Here is a 13,395-nt window from a genome sequence, read left to right as displayed (position 1 = left end):
TGTCAGAGCCCCGGCCAATCAGGCCGGGGTTTTTTTATGGCTTACGGGCGATTAAGACCGCTCTGAGTGGGGCTGGGTAACCTTCGACGGTTTTAGTGGGATCATTGGGGTCGAGGAATTCAGCTAATGACTCGCTGGTCATCCAATCTGTACGGCGCTGTTCATCGGTGGTGGTCACCGCCATATCGGCGATTCTGACATCGACAAAACCGCATTTTTCCAACCAAGCTTTTAGGGCCGGGGCTGACGGGATAAAGTACACATTCCGCATCTGAGCATAACGGTCACCGGGCACCAATACTTGCTGGCTATCACCTTCGACCACTAAAGTCTCAAGCACCAATTCCCCCTCACTGACCAACTGATTTTTAAGCTGATAAAGGTGGTCCAGCGGCGAGCGACGATGATACAGCACGCCCATGGAAAATACGGTATCAAAGGCCGCCAATTCCGGCAATTGTTCAATACCCAGCGGCAGCACATGGGCACGTTGGTCGCCGCCCAGCAATTTGCGAATGGCTTCAAACTGACATAAAAACAGCTGCATTGGGTCGATACCCACGGCCAAATGAGCACCTTCGCCAATCATGCGCCATAAGTGATATCCGCTACCGCACCCGACATCCAGAATAGTACGGCCCGCCAGTGGGCTAATGTGCGGCAATACCCGCTGCCATTTCCAGTCGGAACGCCATTCGGTGTCAATATCTAACCCATACAATGAGAATGGGCCTTTGCGCCAAGGCATCAGCGCGCGCAACATATTTTCCATCCCCTCTCGCTGGCCAGCTGAAATCGGTGGCGACATTTCTGCTCGCACACCTTCGCGCAAATCCAGTGAGGTCGGGGTGAACTGCGGCAAGTGCTCAACGGCGTTAAACCAAGTTTTAAACTTACCGTGTAATGACTCGCGCTGCCAGGCACTGAGCTGGGCGGGCAGGGTATCTAACCATGGACTCAGCGGGCCTTTGGCAATCAGCCGGTAAAAATCGCCAAATTCAATCATTGAGCCTCTCCCGCTTTCAGGGCAATTAATGAACCAAAATTAAAACATTGGAACCAGACTTCTGCGTGTTCGAAACCGGCTTGGTGCAGACGGTTTTTATGGGTTTCAACTGAATCCGTCAGCATGACATTCTCCAGCATGCTGCGTTTTTGGCTAATTTCCAGTTCGCTGTAACCATTCGCGCGTTTAAAATCGTGGTGCATGTTGAACAATAACTCGCCAATATCGTTATCTTCAAAGTTGAATTTCTCAGATAGCACCAAAGCACCACCTGGGCGTAGCCCTTGGTATACCTGATTGAGCAGCCGCTGGCGATCTGCTGGCTCAAGGAATTGCAGAGTAAAGTTAAGCACCACCATTGAGGCATTTTCGAGCTGAATATCCAAAATATCGGATTCCACTACTTCCACCGGTGTTTCGGCGCGGAAAGCATCGATATGACGGCGGCAACGCTCGACCATCGCCGGTGAGTTATCCACCGCAATAATTTTGCAGCCTTCAGCTTTAATATTACGGCGCATTGACAGTGTAGCCGCCCCCAGCGAGCAGCCGAGATCGTAAATCTGGCTATTGGGCTGCACAAAACGCTCCGCCAACATACCTATCATTGAGATGATATTGGAATAGCCAGGCACCGATCGGCTTATCATATCAGGGAAGACTTCAGCGACCTTTTCGTCGAAAGTCCAGTCACCTAACTGGGCGATAGGGGCAGCAAACAAGCTATCACGCTGTGGCGCTGCTGGCCCAGACTGATGCTGCGCATCGTTTAAAGATTGAGTGTCGCGTTTTGGCATGGCTGTCATTAGCATTAAGTAAGGAATGAAAGGAACAAGAAATTTAAGGCGCATATTATAACAGAAAACAGAACAGATGAGCGGGATAAAGCGCGTGTGAATAGCAGATAGCTGAGGGGGCACGAAGGCGGCAGTTAGCCGCCCGAATAAACAAGGTTCCAGCCAACTGGCTGTTGGAACCGATAAGGTAACACCAACGGGCTGATTAGGTCAGACTGAAAATCTGGTCCCAAGGCAAATAATAAATATTCGCAATAATCATCAAAATCAAAGAAACATAGGTGGCACTCATTCCAGAGCGACGCCAGCGAATTTCGCGATGACGTAAACCATAATAATGTAGCAGGCGGCCAACTATCAGCATTAATCCACAGATATGAAGCATCCATGTCTCAGCGCCGTTCATTTCCATCATAATGAGTAAAATGACAGCAATAGGGATGTATTCTACGGCGTTGCCATGCACGCGGATGGCGGTTTGTAATTCATAAAACCCACCATCGCCGTAAGCGACTCGGTACTGATGTCTCAATTTAACCACATCAAATGAAAGCTTGATCAATAACAGTGCGCCCAACACAACATAAAGCGAGCTAACCATTTTCAACTCCATTGCCCAACCATAGACTGGCTCAATGATGATAACCGCCTACCGGGCTACTGTCGCTAGAAAAATGGCGGGAATCACATTTCTTGATACTCGGTTTAGTGTTGGGAAAGATGCACTTGCGAAAAATTGATAGACATTACTTGCTGATGGTAATGCATTCGGCTGAAAAATGTACAAACAGACCTAAAACAGAGTATTTTGCTCTGGCCAGTCAGGAGCAGGGGGTAAAGTGGTAATGACGGTGGCTAATTGTTGCCAAATCTTTTGCGCCTGCTGGGGGGAGTCACTGTTATCTGGCGTATGAATGAAAACATAGGGTTGATATTGCTGTTCCCACAGCGGCAGTTTTTGTAGCCAAGGCGCAAATAGCGCTAAATTATCATCTAATTGATCGCCACCAATAAAGCGCACTAATGGTTGATGGCCGGTGACGATAGCATGTACCGGCAGGCGCGGTTTCTTGCTTTGTGCATCCCGAATGGCTTCTGTGTGGGGTTTGGCTGCATGAATAGGGCGGCTATCGAGCATCACTCGGTTAACGGCTCTCTGGTGTAAACCCTGATTGAGTGCGCGTTCTGCATCCCCTTTGGCAAAAAATTCTGGGTGGCGAACTTCCACGCCATAATGGAAACCTGCGGGTAATTTATCGAGAAATTGCCATAAACGGCTTAGCTCATTTGGTCCGAAAGCTGCGGGCAACTGTAACCATAATTGGCCAATACGGCCATGCAGGGGAGAAAGGCATTGGTAAAAAGCTTGTAGCTCTTTATCGCAATCGCGCAGGGCCGCCTGATGGCTGATTGTCGCGGGGAATTTAAAACAAAAACGGAAGCTTTCGGGCGTCATATCGCGCCAGCGTTGCACAATCTCCAGCCGTGGCAATGCATAAAAAGTGGTGTTCCCTTCAACACAGTTAAAGTAGCGGCTATAATCCGCCAAGTCCTTGATACCCAGCCGGTTCCAGGTTGGGTGGTGCCATTGCGGCAGTCCAATATACATCTTTTACCCTTCTTACTTGGCGCTACAGCGTTGTTAGCTGCATTCACGCACCCGAATCACTGACTGCCCGTTGACCTTAAAATAAATAGACTCATTGGGATTTATTCATTTGCTGCCTAGCTGTAACCCCAATTAATTTGGGTAAACTTTCTTGACGTTGCCGCGTTGTTAGCGGCGGTGAGTTTATAACGTTATGCACCCAGCGCCGCAATAATTTCCGTGCTGCTGCGTACGCGGGAGATGCGCGGGAAGATTTTTTCAACCGCAAACTGCTGCATCTCACTGTTGGCGGTGCTGCAACCATCTTCGGCGATGACTAGTTCATAACCGTGTTCCCAGGCGGCGCGGGCGGTGGATTCGACACCAATATTGGTGGCAATTCCCGCTAACACGATAGTTTTGATCCCACGGCGACGCAGTTGTAAATCCAAATCGGTGCCGTAAAACGCGCCCCATTGATGTTTCACCACTTTAATGTCGCTCTCTGTGACCGCGAGTTCCTCAGGGAAAGTCCACCACGACTCAGGTAAACCACCGGCTGGGCTTGGACTTGGCTGGTCGACCGGTTGTTTCAGTGCTTCAGCAAATGAATCTGACCAACCTACGCGCACGAAAACCACTGGGGCACCGAGCTGACGAAATCGTTCTGCCAGGCGAGCATTGGTCGCGATAACTTGTTCGGCACTGTAAGGGCCTTTGGCGTAGGGTAAGATCCCCTGCTGCAAATCAATCAATACCAGCGCGGTGTTTTTTGCATCAAGTTTCATGGTGTTATGCCTCGATATCATTGGGGGAAATTCCGAGTGACAGACTTAATCTGCTGACCAGTTTATGCCAACATATGTTATCGGGTAGCCCCGGTGAGGGGATAATTTTGTTAAATGATGTGTGAAAACAGCGTTGAAAGAGATTTTGTCGTGCCTGAGCGGTACGTTCGCTCTTATCTATGCCATGAATTTCCTTTATAATGACTCACTTTTTTCAACACTTTTTAATCCAGAATACCTAAGAAAACAGCCGCACGGACAGTGCATAACGCGTGCGGCATCGGCTGAGTAAAAGGATATCGTATGCGTACTGAGTATTGCGGGCAGTTGAATCTGTCCCATGTAGGCCAAGAAGTGACACTTTGTGGTTGGGTTAACCGTCGTCGTGATCTCGGTGGCCTGATTTTTATTGATATGCGCGACCGTGAAGGCATTGTTCAGGTATTCTTCGATCCCGATCATAAAGCCGCTTACGAACAAGCTTCTGAACTGCGTAATGAGTTCTGTATCCAGATTACTGGTACCGTGCGTGCGCGTCCTGACAGCCAAATCAATAAAGATATGTCTACCGGCGAAGTGGAAATTTTCGCCAATACATTGAATATTATTAACCGCTCAGAGCCGTTGCCACTGGACTCTAATCAGACCAACAGTGAAGAGCAGCGCCTGAAATATCGCTATCTGGATCTGCGTCGCCCTGAGATGGCCGACCGCCTGAAAACTCGCGCAAAAATCACCAGCTTTGTCCGTCGCTTTATGGACAGCCATGGTTTCCTTGATATTGAAACCCCGATGCTGACCAAAGCAACGCCAGAAGGCGCTCGTGATTATTTAGTGCCAAGCCGCGTACATAAAGGCAAATTCTATGCATTGCCACAGTCACCGCAGCTGTTCAAACAACTGCTGATGATGTCTGGTTTTGACCGCTATTATCAGATTGTAAAATGTTTCCGCGATGAAGATTTACGTGCTGACCGTCAGCCAGAATTTACCCAGATAGATGTTGAAACCTCTTTCATGACCGCCGATCAAGTGCGCGAAGTGATGGAGAAACTGGTGCGCGAATTGTGGCAGGAAACCAAAGGTGTGGATCTGGGTGATTTCCCAGTAATGACCTTTGCTGAAGCTATGCGCCGTTACGGCTCTGATAAACCAGACTTGCGTAATCCAATGGAATTAGTGGATGTTGCGGATCTGGTGAAAGAGGTTGAATTTAAAGTCTTCTCTGGCCCGGCCAATGATGCCAAAGGCCGCGTTGCTGCCTTGCGTGTACCGGGTGGCGCACAGGTAACGCGTAAGCAAATTGATGAATACGGTCAGTTTGTCGGCATCTATGGCGCGAAAGGTTTGGCATGGTTAAAAGTCAATGACCGCGCGGCGGGCGTTGAGGGTGTACAAAGCCCAATCGCAAAATTCCTTAGTGCAGAAGTGTTGGAAGCTATTTTGGCTCGCACTCAAGCTGAAAGCGGCGATATTCTATTCTTCGGGGCTGATAGCTATAAAATTGTGACTGATGCCATGGGGGCATTGCGCCTGAAAGTGGGTCGCGATTTGGCGTTGACCAAGCTGGGTACATGGGCACCGCTGTGGGTTGTGGACTTCCCCATGTTTGAAGATGACAGCGAAGGTGGTCTGACTGCAATGCACCATCCGTTCACTGCGCCGAAAGACATGAGTCCTGAACAGCTAGCCGCGGCACCGACTAACGCCATCGCCAATGCTTACGATATGGTCATCAATGGTTACGAGGTTGGTGGTGGTTCCGTGCGTATCCACCGCACTGAAATGCAGCAGCAAGTGTTTGGTATTCTGGGTATTAATGAACACGAACAGCGCGAGAAGTTTGGCTTCCTGCTGGATGCATTGAAATACGGCACACCGCCACATGCGGGCCTGGCTTTTGGTCTGGATCGCTTGGTTATGCTGTTGACCGGTACTGATAATATCCGCGATGTTATTGCTTTCCCGAAAACCACGGCGGCCGCTTGTCTGATGACTGACGCGCCAAGCTTTGCTAATCCTGCTTCACTGCAAGAGCTGTCTATCAGCGTTGTGGCGAAGAAAGGAGCAACGGATAGCGCGGAAGACGAGAGTCAGTAATGAATTATATATACCCAATAGATTTCAAGATGCAGGAAGGCGGCAAGCAAGAGAATCCCGATGAGCTTATACCGATAAGTGATTCGGATGATTGAGCGCAGCCAACACACCTGCAGTTTGAAAGATGACGGGTATAAACGCCCCGAATCAATACTGGCGGTCATCTACGCCAGAAAAAGTGGTCGGGTGTTGATGCTGCAACGGCGTGATGATCCTGATTTTTGGCAGTCGGTCACCGGCAGCCTGGAAGGTGATGAAACTCCGTTGCAAACTGCACAGCGTGAAGTAAAGGAAGAAGTCGGCATTGATATACTGGGTGAAAATCTGGAGCTGTTCGACTGCCAGCGCTGTGTGGAATTTGAACTCTTTGTGCATTTGCGCCGTCGCTATGCGCCGGGTGTTACACATAATAAAGAACATTGGTTCTGTGTGGCGTTACCCGAAGAGCGAGATGTGGTGATTACCGAACATCTTGCTTACCAGTGGTTAGATGCTGCGGATGCCGCGGCATTGACTAAGTCCTGGAGCAATCAGCAAGCGATTGAAGAGTACGTTCTTTATTCAGTCTAATTAGGCTATTTTGGAGAGACTTATGGCAGGTCATAGTAAATGGGCCAACACAAAACACCGCAAAGCGGCACAGGATGCCAAACGCGGTAAGATTTTTACTAAAATTATTCGTGAGCTGGTAACCGCGGCCCGTTTGGGTGGTGGTGATCCCGGTGCCAACCCGCGTTTGCGTGCGGCTATTGATAAAGCGTTGTCGAATAACATGACACGCGACACTCTGAACCGCGCTATTGCCCGTGGTGTGGGCGGTGACGAAGATAACAACATGGAAACCATCATCTACGAAGGCTATGGCCCCGGCGGCACTGCCGTGATGGTTGAATGCTTGAGTGATAATCGTAACCGTACCGTATCTGAAGTTCGCCATGCATTCACCAAAACCGGTGGTAACCTGGGGACTGATGGTTCTGTTTCTTATCTATTCACCAAAAAAGGTGTCATTTCATACGCACCGGGTTTAGAAGAAGATGCGGTGATGGATGCGGCATTGGAAGCCGGTGCTGATGATATCGTGGTCTATGATGACGGTGCTATTGATGTGTTTACCGCTTGGGAATCTCTCGGGGCGGTGAAAGATGCACTGGATGCCACTGGTTTGGTCGCGGAAGGCGCTGAAGTCTCTCTTATCCCATCAACTAAAGCCGATTTGGATGCAGAGACTGCACCAAAACTGCTGCGCTTGATTGATATGCTGGAAGACTCGGATGATGTGCAAGAGGTTTACCATAACGGCGAGATCTCTGATGAAGTGGCAGCAACCCTGTAATTCAGTCTGATTTTAGGTCTATTGCAGCTTGAAATATGACGGGCATAACACTGGCTGCGTTTTGTGGCCAGTGTCATTAGCAGTACTTGAACAAGGTGAATAAACTGGTATGGCGATCGTATTAGGCATCGATCCCGGTTCTCGTGTCACCGGTTATGGCGTCATCCGCCAACAAGGTCGCCAGCTTACTTATCTGGGCAGCGGTTGTATTCGCACTGTCGTTGACGATATGCCGACTCGCCTGAAGTTGATTTATGCCGGTGTTACTGAAATTATCACCCAGTTTCAACCCGACTTTTTTGCTATCGAACAAGTGTTTATGGCAAAAAACCCGGATTCGGCTTTAAAACTGGGGCAAGCGCGCGGCGCGGCGATTGTCGCGGCAGTCAACTTGAATTTGCCGGTTTCCGAATATGCGGCTCGGCAGGTTAAACAGACCGTGGTTGGCACTGGCGCGGCGGAAAAAAGCCAGGTTCAGCACATGGTGCGCTCACTGTTGAAACTCCCTGCGAACCCTCAGGCTGATGCCGCCGATGCATTGGCCATTGCTATAACCCATTGTCATCTTAGCCAAAATACCCTGCGATTGGGTAATGACCAAATGGTGTTGGCTCGTGGCAGGCTCCGTTGACTGGTATTTTAATGCGAGCAGGTTAACTGTTACTGTAAGCTGGATATCCATCCAGCATTTTTTATGCTATAAACAGGCATTATGTTTATACCCGAATGTGGGTAAACGAGGAGAAAGTCAACGTGATAGGGCGCCTCAGAGGTATCATTCTGGAAAAACAGCCCCCCTTGGTGCTGCTGGAAACAAACGGCGTTGGCTATGAAGTCCAACTGCCAATGACCTGTTTTTATGAGCTGCCAGAATTGGGGCAGGAAGCCATTATCTTTACCCAGTTTGTGGTGCGCGAAGATGCCCAACTGCTGTACGGCTTCAATGATAAGCAAGAACGGGCGCTGTTTCGTGAGTTGATAAAAGTGAATGGTGTGGGGCCAAAACTGGCACTGGCCATTCTCTCCGGCATGTCAGCACAACAGTTTGTGGCGGCGGTTGAACGGGAAGATATCACCACTCTGGTGAAATTACCGGGTGTCGGCAAGAAGACAGCTGAGCGCTTGGTTGTTGAAATGAAAGACCGCTTTAAAGGTCTCAATGGTGACTTGTTCAATAATACCGGTGATATTCAATTACCTGCCAGTAGTTCGTCACAAATCTCTGATGCCGATATCGAAGCAGAAGCCGCTTCTGCGCTGGTGGCTTTAGGTTATAAACCCCAAGAAGCTAGCCGTTTAGTGAGCAAAATTGCTAAACCGGGCGCTGATTGTGAAACCCTGATCCGTGATGCTTTGCGTGCCGCGTTATAGAATGAATAGGGTTTTAAGATGATTGAAGTAGGGGTCTAAAATGATTGAAGCAGACCGCCTGATCTCTGCGGGTGTTATCAGTGATGAAGAGAGTATTGATAGGGCTATCCGCCCGAAGCTGTTGGCAGAATATGTCGGGCAGCCCCATGTCCGCGAGCAAATGGAAATCTTCATTCAGGCGGCGAAACAGCGCGGTGATGCGCTGGATCATGTGCTGATATTTGGCCCTCCGGGACTGGGAAAAACCACATTGGCAAATATTGTTGCTAATGAAATGGGGGTGAATCTGCGTACCACCTCTGGCCCGGTATTGGAAAAAGCGGGCGACTTGGCTGCTATGCTGACCAATCTTGAGCCGCACGACGTATTATTCATTGATGAAATCCATCGTTTATCACCCGTGGTTGAAGAAATCCTCTATCCGGCCATGGAAGATTATCAACTGGATATCATGATTGGAGAAGGCCCGGCGGCGCGCTCAATCAAACTCGATTTACCCCCATTTACCTTGATTGGCGCGACGACCCGTGCGGGGTCATTAACTGCACCGTTGCGTGATCGATTTGGTATTGTGCAGCGCCTTGAGTTTTATCAAGTTGCTGATTTAGAACATATCGTCACCCGCAGTGCCAAATATTTGGGGCTGGAACTCACTCCTGACGGGGCACATCAATTAGCCCGTCGCTCCCGAGGGACACCGCGCATCACCAACCGCTTGTTACGGCGCGTGCGTGATTTCGCTGAGGTCAGGGCCGATGGCGCTATCAACGGCGATGTGGCGATGAAAGCGCTGGATATGCTGAATGTCGACGCCGAAGGTTTTGATTTTATGGACCGCAAACTCTTGCTGGCTGTTATCGATAAATTTATGGGCGGCCCAGTGGGGTTGGATAACTTGGCGGCGGCAATTGGTGAGGAGCGGGAAACCATTGAAGACGTGCTGGAGCCGTATTTAATCCAACAAGGCTTTATCCAGCGGACCCCCCGTGGGCGCATTGCCACCAATCATGCTTATAAACATTTTGGTATCATCCGCGCAGAGTAAGCCTCTTTGATGCAGGGCTGCGCTGGTGCCAGCCCTGATCGCGCTATTCTTAGGCGACTGTTTTCTCCGTGGTCGATGTATTAATCATTTGGTTAAGCCATGGGATAAGTAGTGCCATAACCAGCGCAATTACCAGTGTGACCATGCCAATTTTACCAAACACATCCGTGTAGATAGGTAAGGTTTCAAGTGGATCAGTCATGCCCTCAGGTGTCGCGGTAAAGGTTGCAACGTAGCCGCCAATCAGGAATGAGGCAGCCTGAGTCAAGAACCACATCCCAAGAATAAACCCCATTAAGTATTGTGGCACTAAAGCCGCCACCATCGCTAAGCCAAGGGCGCTTATCATCAACTCCCCCAAGCTCTGGAATAAATAAACCAGAACAATAAACCAAGGTGATGTTAGACCTTGTGCATCAGCGAACCACATTCCGGCCGCAGCCGCAGTCAGGAAACCCAGCGAACATAAAAACATCCCTAATGTAAATTTTGCGGGCATGGATAAGTCACGATTTTGGCTGCCCAACCGAGTATAAATTGAGGCCAAAATGGGGCTGGCGACCACCACCCAGAATGGGTTAAGCGCTTGGAAACTAACTGGATTAATGCTGAAGCCGAGGATCTCATGATGGACATTATTGATAGCAAAGAAGTTAAGCGAAGTCGGCATTTGTGCATATAAAACGTAAAATACGATAGCTTCAATCATCAGAATGAAAGCAACAAACATTTTATTACGGCCCAGTTGGTCCTGCTTCGATGCTTCTCTGAAAAAGATAAAGACGACGACCAGTGACAACGCGATTAGCACCAAATTGGCAATGAACACATGATTCATCAACCAGGCGCAGACACATATCATCACTGCGCTGCCCAGCAGCACCAATAGCAGATTGCGCCAATTTAAGGGTTTTGTATCGGGTTCAGAACCAATATGGCGCACCATATGACGACAGCAGAAGTAGACCAGCAGGGCAAAAATCAAACCAATGCCGCATAAGTAATAGGTCACGGTATAACCAAAACGTTCGGCTATAACCGGTGCCAGTGAAAGTGACACTAAGGAGCCGATATTGATCGACATATAGAATAGAGTAAAGGCCCCGTCCAACCGAGGATCTTTCGGCGGATAACATTTAGATAATAAGCTGGCTGGGTTGGCTTTGAATAAACCATTGCCCACAGCAATAGTTCCTAAAGCAAAGAAAATCAGGTTCGGTTGGTACAATGATAAACCGGTGGCGAAATATCCCAACGCCAGCACTACCGCCCCCAAGACCATGGTGCGTTTAGTCCCGAGTAGATGGTCACCGACATATCCACCGATGGAAATTAGGCCATAAACCAAAGCAGCAAAAGCACCAAAAGTGACAAATGCTTGTTCTTGCGAGAACCCAAGCTGTTTAACGAAGAAAACAGCCAGAATACCTTGTACACCGTAATAACCGAATCTCTCCCATAACTCGACAAAAAAGATCATAAAGAACGGTTTAGGTTGCTGAAGTAAACCTGTGGGGGTGGATCTTTCCATGATAAGTCGCCTCTGTGCGAATGGTCATTCGGCGTAAATTGAGAGCGTACAAAGCCCATGCAGAGACGAGTTAAGAATCGGCATAATCAATATATTGCTCAATGTTTGAAGTATTATGCAGGGTATTACACTGCATATATATTGTATTTGTGGTTGATCACACTAATTAAAATATAAAAAACAGAATTGATGGTTATGGGAAGTGATGGGCAAAATAGGGGAAGGGGTTAAGAATGGGGTTTATTAATATAAACCCCACTTAACAATTATTACCCGCGCGCTTTTTGTGACAGACTCAGGATGAACATCACAGCGGCACAAAGAACGACGGAAGGGCCTGCCGGGGTGTCATAGAAAGCAGAGAAAGTTAAACCGCCTGTCACCGCGACAATGCCAATACCAATTGCAATTCCGGCCATTTGTTCTGGTGTCCGAGCAAAGCGGCGAGCAGCAGCGGCTGGGATTATCAGCAAGGAAGTGATAATCAATGCACCGACGAATTTCATCGACAACCCTATGGTCAGTGCGGTCACTAGCATCAGCAACATCCGAACGCGCTCTAAATTTACACCGTCCACATGGGCCAGCTCCGGGCTGATGGTCATTGATAGCAATGATCGCCATTGCCAGCACAATATCCCCAACACCACGACCACTCCAGCGGCAATGAGCCAGATATCACTCAGAGTCACGGAAAGCAGGTCGCCAAATAGATAGGCCATTAAATCGACCCGCACGTTATGCATCAGGCTAACCACCACCAGACCCAAAGATAATGCGCTATGAGCCATAATCCCGAGCAGTGTATCGACAGCTAATTGTGGGCGGCGTTCTAACCACACCAGAATGAGTGCTAGCGCCATGGTCATTGCTATCACGGCATAGAATGGGTTCACATCGAGCAATAAACCGAAGGCAACACCCAGTAATGATGCATGCGCTAGGGTATCGCCAAAATAAGACATCCGCCGCCAGACGACAAAAGACCCCAGAGGGCCGGCTGCAGTAGCCAGCAACACACCGGCTAACCAACCAGGCAACAATAATTCAATCATGCGTCCCGGCTCCCACTGTTTTTCAAAATAATCTTTCCGTGCAAATCGTGGCGATGATTATGGTGATGGCGGTAAACCGCTAATTGCTCTGCTCCGCGATTACCAAACATGGCGATAAACTCAGGATGAGTTGAAACCACTTCTGGTGCACCGGAGCAACAAATATGTTGGTTAAGACATAATACTTCGTCAGTTTTGGCCATTACTAAATGCAGGTCATGGGAAACCATCAAGACGGCACAGCCGAGTTCTCGGCGTAACTGTTCAATTAAGTCATACAGTGCTAATTGACCATTAACATCAACACCTTGCGTTGGCTCATCTAACACTAATAACTGCGGCCGATTTAATAATGCACGGGCCAAGAGAACACGTTGATTTTCACCACCGGACAGTTTTTGCATCGGCTGGTCTAATAGATGCGCCGCGTGAACTCGTTTAAGAGCGGGTAAAATATCCGCTTTTTTAACACCCGGTTTCAAGCGCATAAAGCGGCTGACTGTTAGCGGCAAGGTGGCATCCAGATGAAGCTTTTGTGGAACATAGCCAATGCGCAAACCTGACTCACGAACAAGAGTGCCACTGGTGGGGGCAATTAACCCCAACACTACGCGAACCAGTGTTGATTTGCCCGCGCCATTTGGCCCAAGCAGAGTGAGAATTCTCCCCGGACGCAGTGAAAGGGAAATATCATTTAATACCCGCCGACTACCAAAAGTGACGGATATTTTATTTAGTGTGACCAATGTGGGCATTATGATTACGTTTGCAGAACCGA

General features: G+C 48.9%; 14 protein-coding genes. 6 read left to right on the top strand and 8 right to left on the bottom strand.

What is annotated here, in order from left to right:
- Positions 1-34: 34 nt before the first annotated feature.
- From cmoB to OVO64_RS04640, 5 genes are all read right to left on the bottom strand, one after another.
- Positions 35-1,006: a tRNA 5-methoxyuridine(34)/uridine 5-oxyacetic acid(34) synthase CmoB gene (gene cmoB, locus OVO64_RS04660; protein ID WP_038633394.1), complete on the bottom strand. Its 972-nt coding sequence runs from the start codon at positions 1,004-1,006 to the stop codon at positions 35-37.
- Positions 1,003-1,803, bottom strand: a complete 801-nt coding sequence (cmoA, locus tag OVO64_RS04655; protein ID WP_038633391.1) for a carboxy-S-adenosyl-L-methionine synthase CmoA — start codon at positions 1,801-1,803, stop codon at positions 1,003-1,005. Before cmoA ends, cmoB begins: the two co-directional genes overlap by 4 nt.
- Before the next feature lie 205 nt (positions 1,804-2,008).
- Complete coding sequence (locus OVO64_RS04650; protein ID WP_038633388.1) at positions 2,009-2,404, bottom strand: MAPEG family protein; 396 nt, start codon at positions 2,402-2,404, stop codon at positions 2,009-2,011.
- A 192-nt stretch (positions 2,405-2,596) separates the two neighbouring features.
- Complete coding sequence (locus OVO64_RS04645; protein ID WP_038633385.1) at positions 2,597-3,412, bottom strand: DUF72 domain-containing protein; 816 nt, start codon at positions 3,410-3,412, stop codon at positions 2,597-2,599.
- A gap of 191 nt (positions 3,413-3,603) precedes the next feature.
- On the bottom strand, positions 3,604-4,179 hold the full coding sequence (locus OVO64_RS04640) for a hydrolase (RefSeq protein ID WP_145510149.1): 576 nt from the start codon (positions 4,177-4,179) through the stop codon (positions 3,604-3,606).
- Positions 4,180-4,482: 303 nt separating this feature from the next.
- On the opposite strand from OVO64_RS04640, the gene aspS reads away from it, so the two are divergent.
- The 6 genes from aspS (at position 4,483) to ruvB (ending at position 10,031) form a co-directional block, all read left to right on the top strand.
- A complete protein-coding gene (aspS, locus tag OVO64_RS04635; RefSeq protein WP_038633379.1) occupies positions 4,483-6,279 on the top strand; it encodes an aspartate--tRNA ligase in 1,797 nt (598 codons plus the stop codon).
- Between the two features lie 87 nt (positions 6,280-6,366).
- Positions 6,367-6,849: a dihydroneopterin triphosphate diphosphatase gene (gene nudB, locus OVO64_RS04630; protein WP_042562364.1), complete on the top strand. Its 483-nt coding sequence runs from the start codon at positions 6,367-6,369 to the stop codon at positions 6,847-6,849.
- Between the two features lie 22 nt (positions 6,850-6,871).
- Positions 6,872-7,615, top strand: a complete 744-nt coding sequence (locus tag OVO64_RS04625; RefSeq protein ID WP_004390701.1) for a YebC/PmpR family DNA-binding transcriptional regulator — start codon at positions 6,872-6,874, stop codon at positions 7,613-7,615.
- A 109-nt stretch (positions 7,616-7,724) separates the two neighbouring features.
- Positions 7,725-8,246, top strand: coding sequence for a crossover junction endodeoxyribonuclease RuvC (ruvC, locus tag OVO64_RS04620; RefSeq protein ID WP_004390700.1), 522 nt, complete (start codon positions 7,725-7,727; stop codon positions 8,244-8,246).
- A 122-nt stretch (positions 8,247-8,368) separates the two neighbouring features.
- Entirely contained in the window at positions 8,369-8,986 is a 618-nt protein-coding gene (gene ruvA / locus OVO64_RS04615; protein ID WP_038633373.1) for a Holliday junction branch migration protein RuvA, read from the top strand.
- Between the two features lie 40 nt (positions 8,987-9,026).
- Positions 9,027-10,031: a Holliday junction branch migration DNA helicase RuvB gene (gene ruvB / locus OVO64_RS04610; protein ID WP_038633370.1), complete on the top strand. Its 1,005-nt coding sequence runs from the start codon at positions 9,027-9,029 to the stop codon at positions 10,029-10,031.
- A gap of 49 nt (positions 10,032-10,080) precedes the next feature.
- Here the strand turns inward: ruvB and dtpB are convergent, their stop codons facing one another.
- From dtpB to znuC, 3 genes are all read right to left on the bottom strand, one after another.
- Entirely contained in the window at positions 10,081-11,562 is a 1,482-nt protein-coding gene (gene dtpB / locus OVO64_RS04605; protein ID WP_038633366.1) for a dipeptide/tripeptide permease DtpB, read from the bottom strand.
- 269 nt (positions 11,563-11,831) lie between these two features.
- Positions 11,832-12,617 carry a zinc ABC transporter permease subunit ZnuB gene (znuB, locus tag OVO64_RS04600; RefSeq protein ID WP_038633364.1) on the bottom strand — a complete coding sequence of 262 codons (786 nt, stop codon included), beginning with the start codon at positions 12,615-12,617 and terminating at the stop codon, positions 11,832-11,834.
- Positions 12,614-13,372 (bottom strand): zinc ABC transporter ATP-binding protein ZnuC, encoded by a 759-nt coding sequence (gene znuC / locus OVO64_RS04595; RefSeq protein WP_038633361.1) that lies wholly within the window; start codon positions 13,370-13,372, stop codon positions 12,614-12,616. The genes znuB and znuC overlap by 4 nt, the downstream gene beginning before the upstream one ends.
- Positions 13,373-13,395: the final 23 nt, after the last annotated feature.

It is taken from the genome of Yersinia sp. Marseille-Q5920, from assembly GCF_946902935.1.
Taxonomy (GTDB): Bacteria; Pseudomonadota; Gammaproteobacteria; order Enterobacterales; family Enterobacteriaceae; genus Yersinia; species Yersinia rochesterensis.
This window is presented reverse-complemented; position numbering and strand designations above follow the sequence as displayed.

What these genes read in the sequence shown, in the direction of transcription:
- cmoB (WP_038633394.1), bottom strand. Translation starts at nt 1,006, where the DNA reads ATGATTGAATTTGGCGATTTTTACCGGCTGATTGCCAAAGGCCCGCTG.
- cmoA (WP_038633391.1), bottom strand. Translation starts at nt 1,803, where the DNA reads ATGCCAAAACGCGACACTCAATCTTTAAACGATGCGCAGCATCAGTCT.
- OVO64_RS04650 (WP_038633388.1), bottom strand. Translation starts at nt 2,404, where the DNA reads ATGGTTAGCTCGCTTTATGTTGTGTTGGGCGCACTGTTATTGATCAAG.
- OVO64_RS04645 (WP_038633385.1), bottom strand. Translation starts at nt 3,412, where the DNA reads ATGTATATTGGACTGCCGCAATGGCACCACCCAACCTGGAACCGGCTG.
- OVO64_RS04640 (WP_145510149.1), bottom strand. Translation starts at nt 4,179, where the DNA reads ATGAAACTTGATGCAAAAAACACCGCGCTGGTATTGATTGATTTGCAG.
- aspS (WP_038633379.1), top strand. Translation starts at nt 4,483, where the DNA reads ATGCGTACTGAGTATTGCGGGCAGTTGAATCTGTCCCATGTAGGCCAA.
- nudB (WP_042562364.1), top strand. Translation starts at nt 6,367, where the DNA reads ATGATTGAGCGCAGCCAACACACCTGCAGTTTGAAAGATGACGGGTAT.
- OVO64_RS04625 (WP_004390701.1), top strand. Translation starts at nt 6,872, where the DNA reads ATGGCAGGTCATAGTAAATGGGCCAACACAAAACACCGCAAAGCGGCA.
- ruvC (WP_004390700.1), top strand. Translation starts at nt 7,725, where the DNA reads ATGGCGATCGTATTAGGCATCGATCCCGGTTCTCGTGTCACCGGTTAT.
- ruvB (WP_038633370.1), top strand. Translation starts at nt 9,027, where the DNA reads ATGATTGAAGCAGACCGCCTGATCTCTGCGGGTGTTATCAGTGATGAA.
- dtpB (WP_038633366.1), bottom strand. Translation starts at nt 11,562, where the DNA reads ATGGAAAGATCCACCCCCACAGGTTTACTTCAGCAACCTAAACCGTTC.
- znuB (WP_038633364.1), bottom strand. Translation starts at nt 12,617, where the DNA reads ATGATTGAATTATTGTTGCCTGGTTGGTTAGCCGGTGTGTTGCTGGCT.
- znuC (WP_038633361.1), bottom strand. Translation starts at nt 13,372, where the DNA reads ATGCCCACATTGGTCACACTAAATAAAATATCCGTCACTTTTGGTAGT.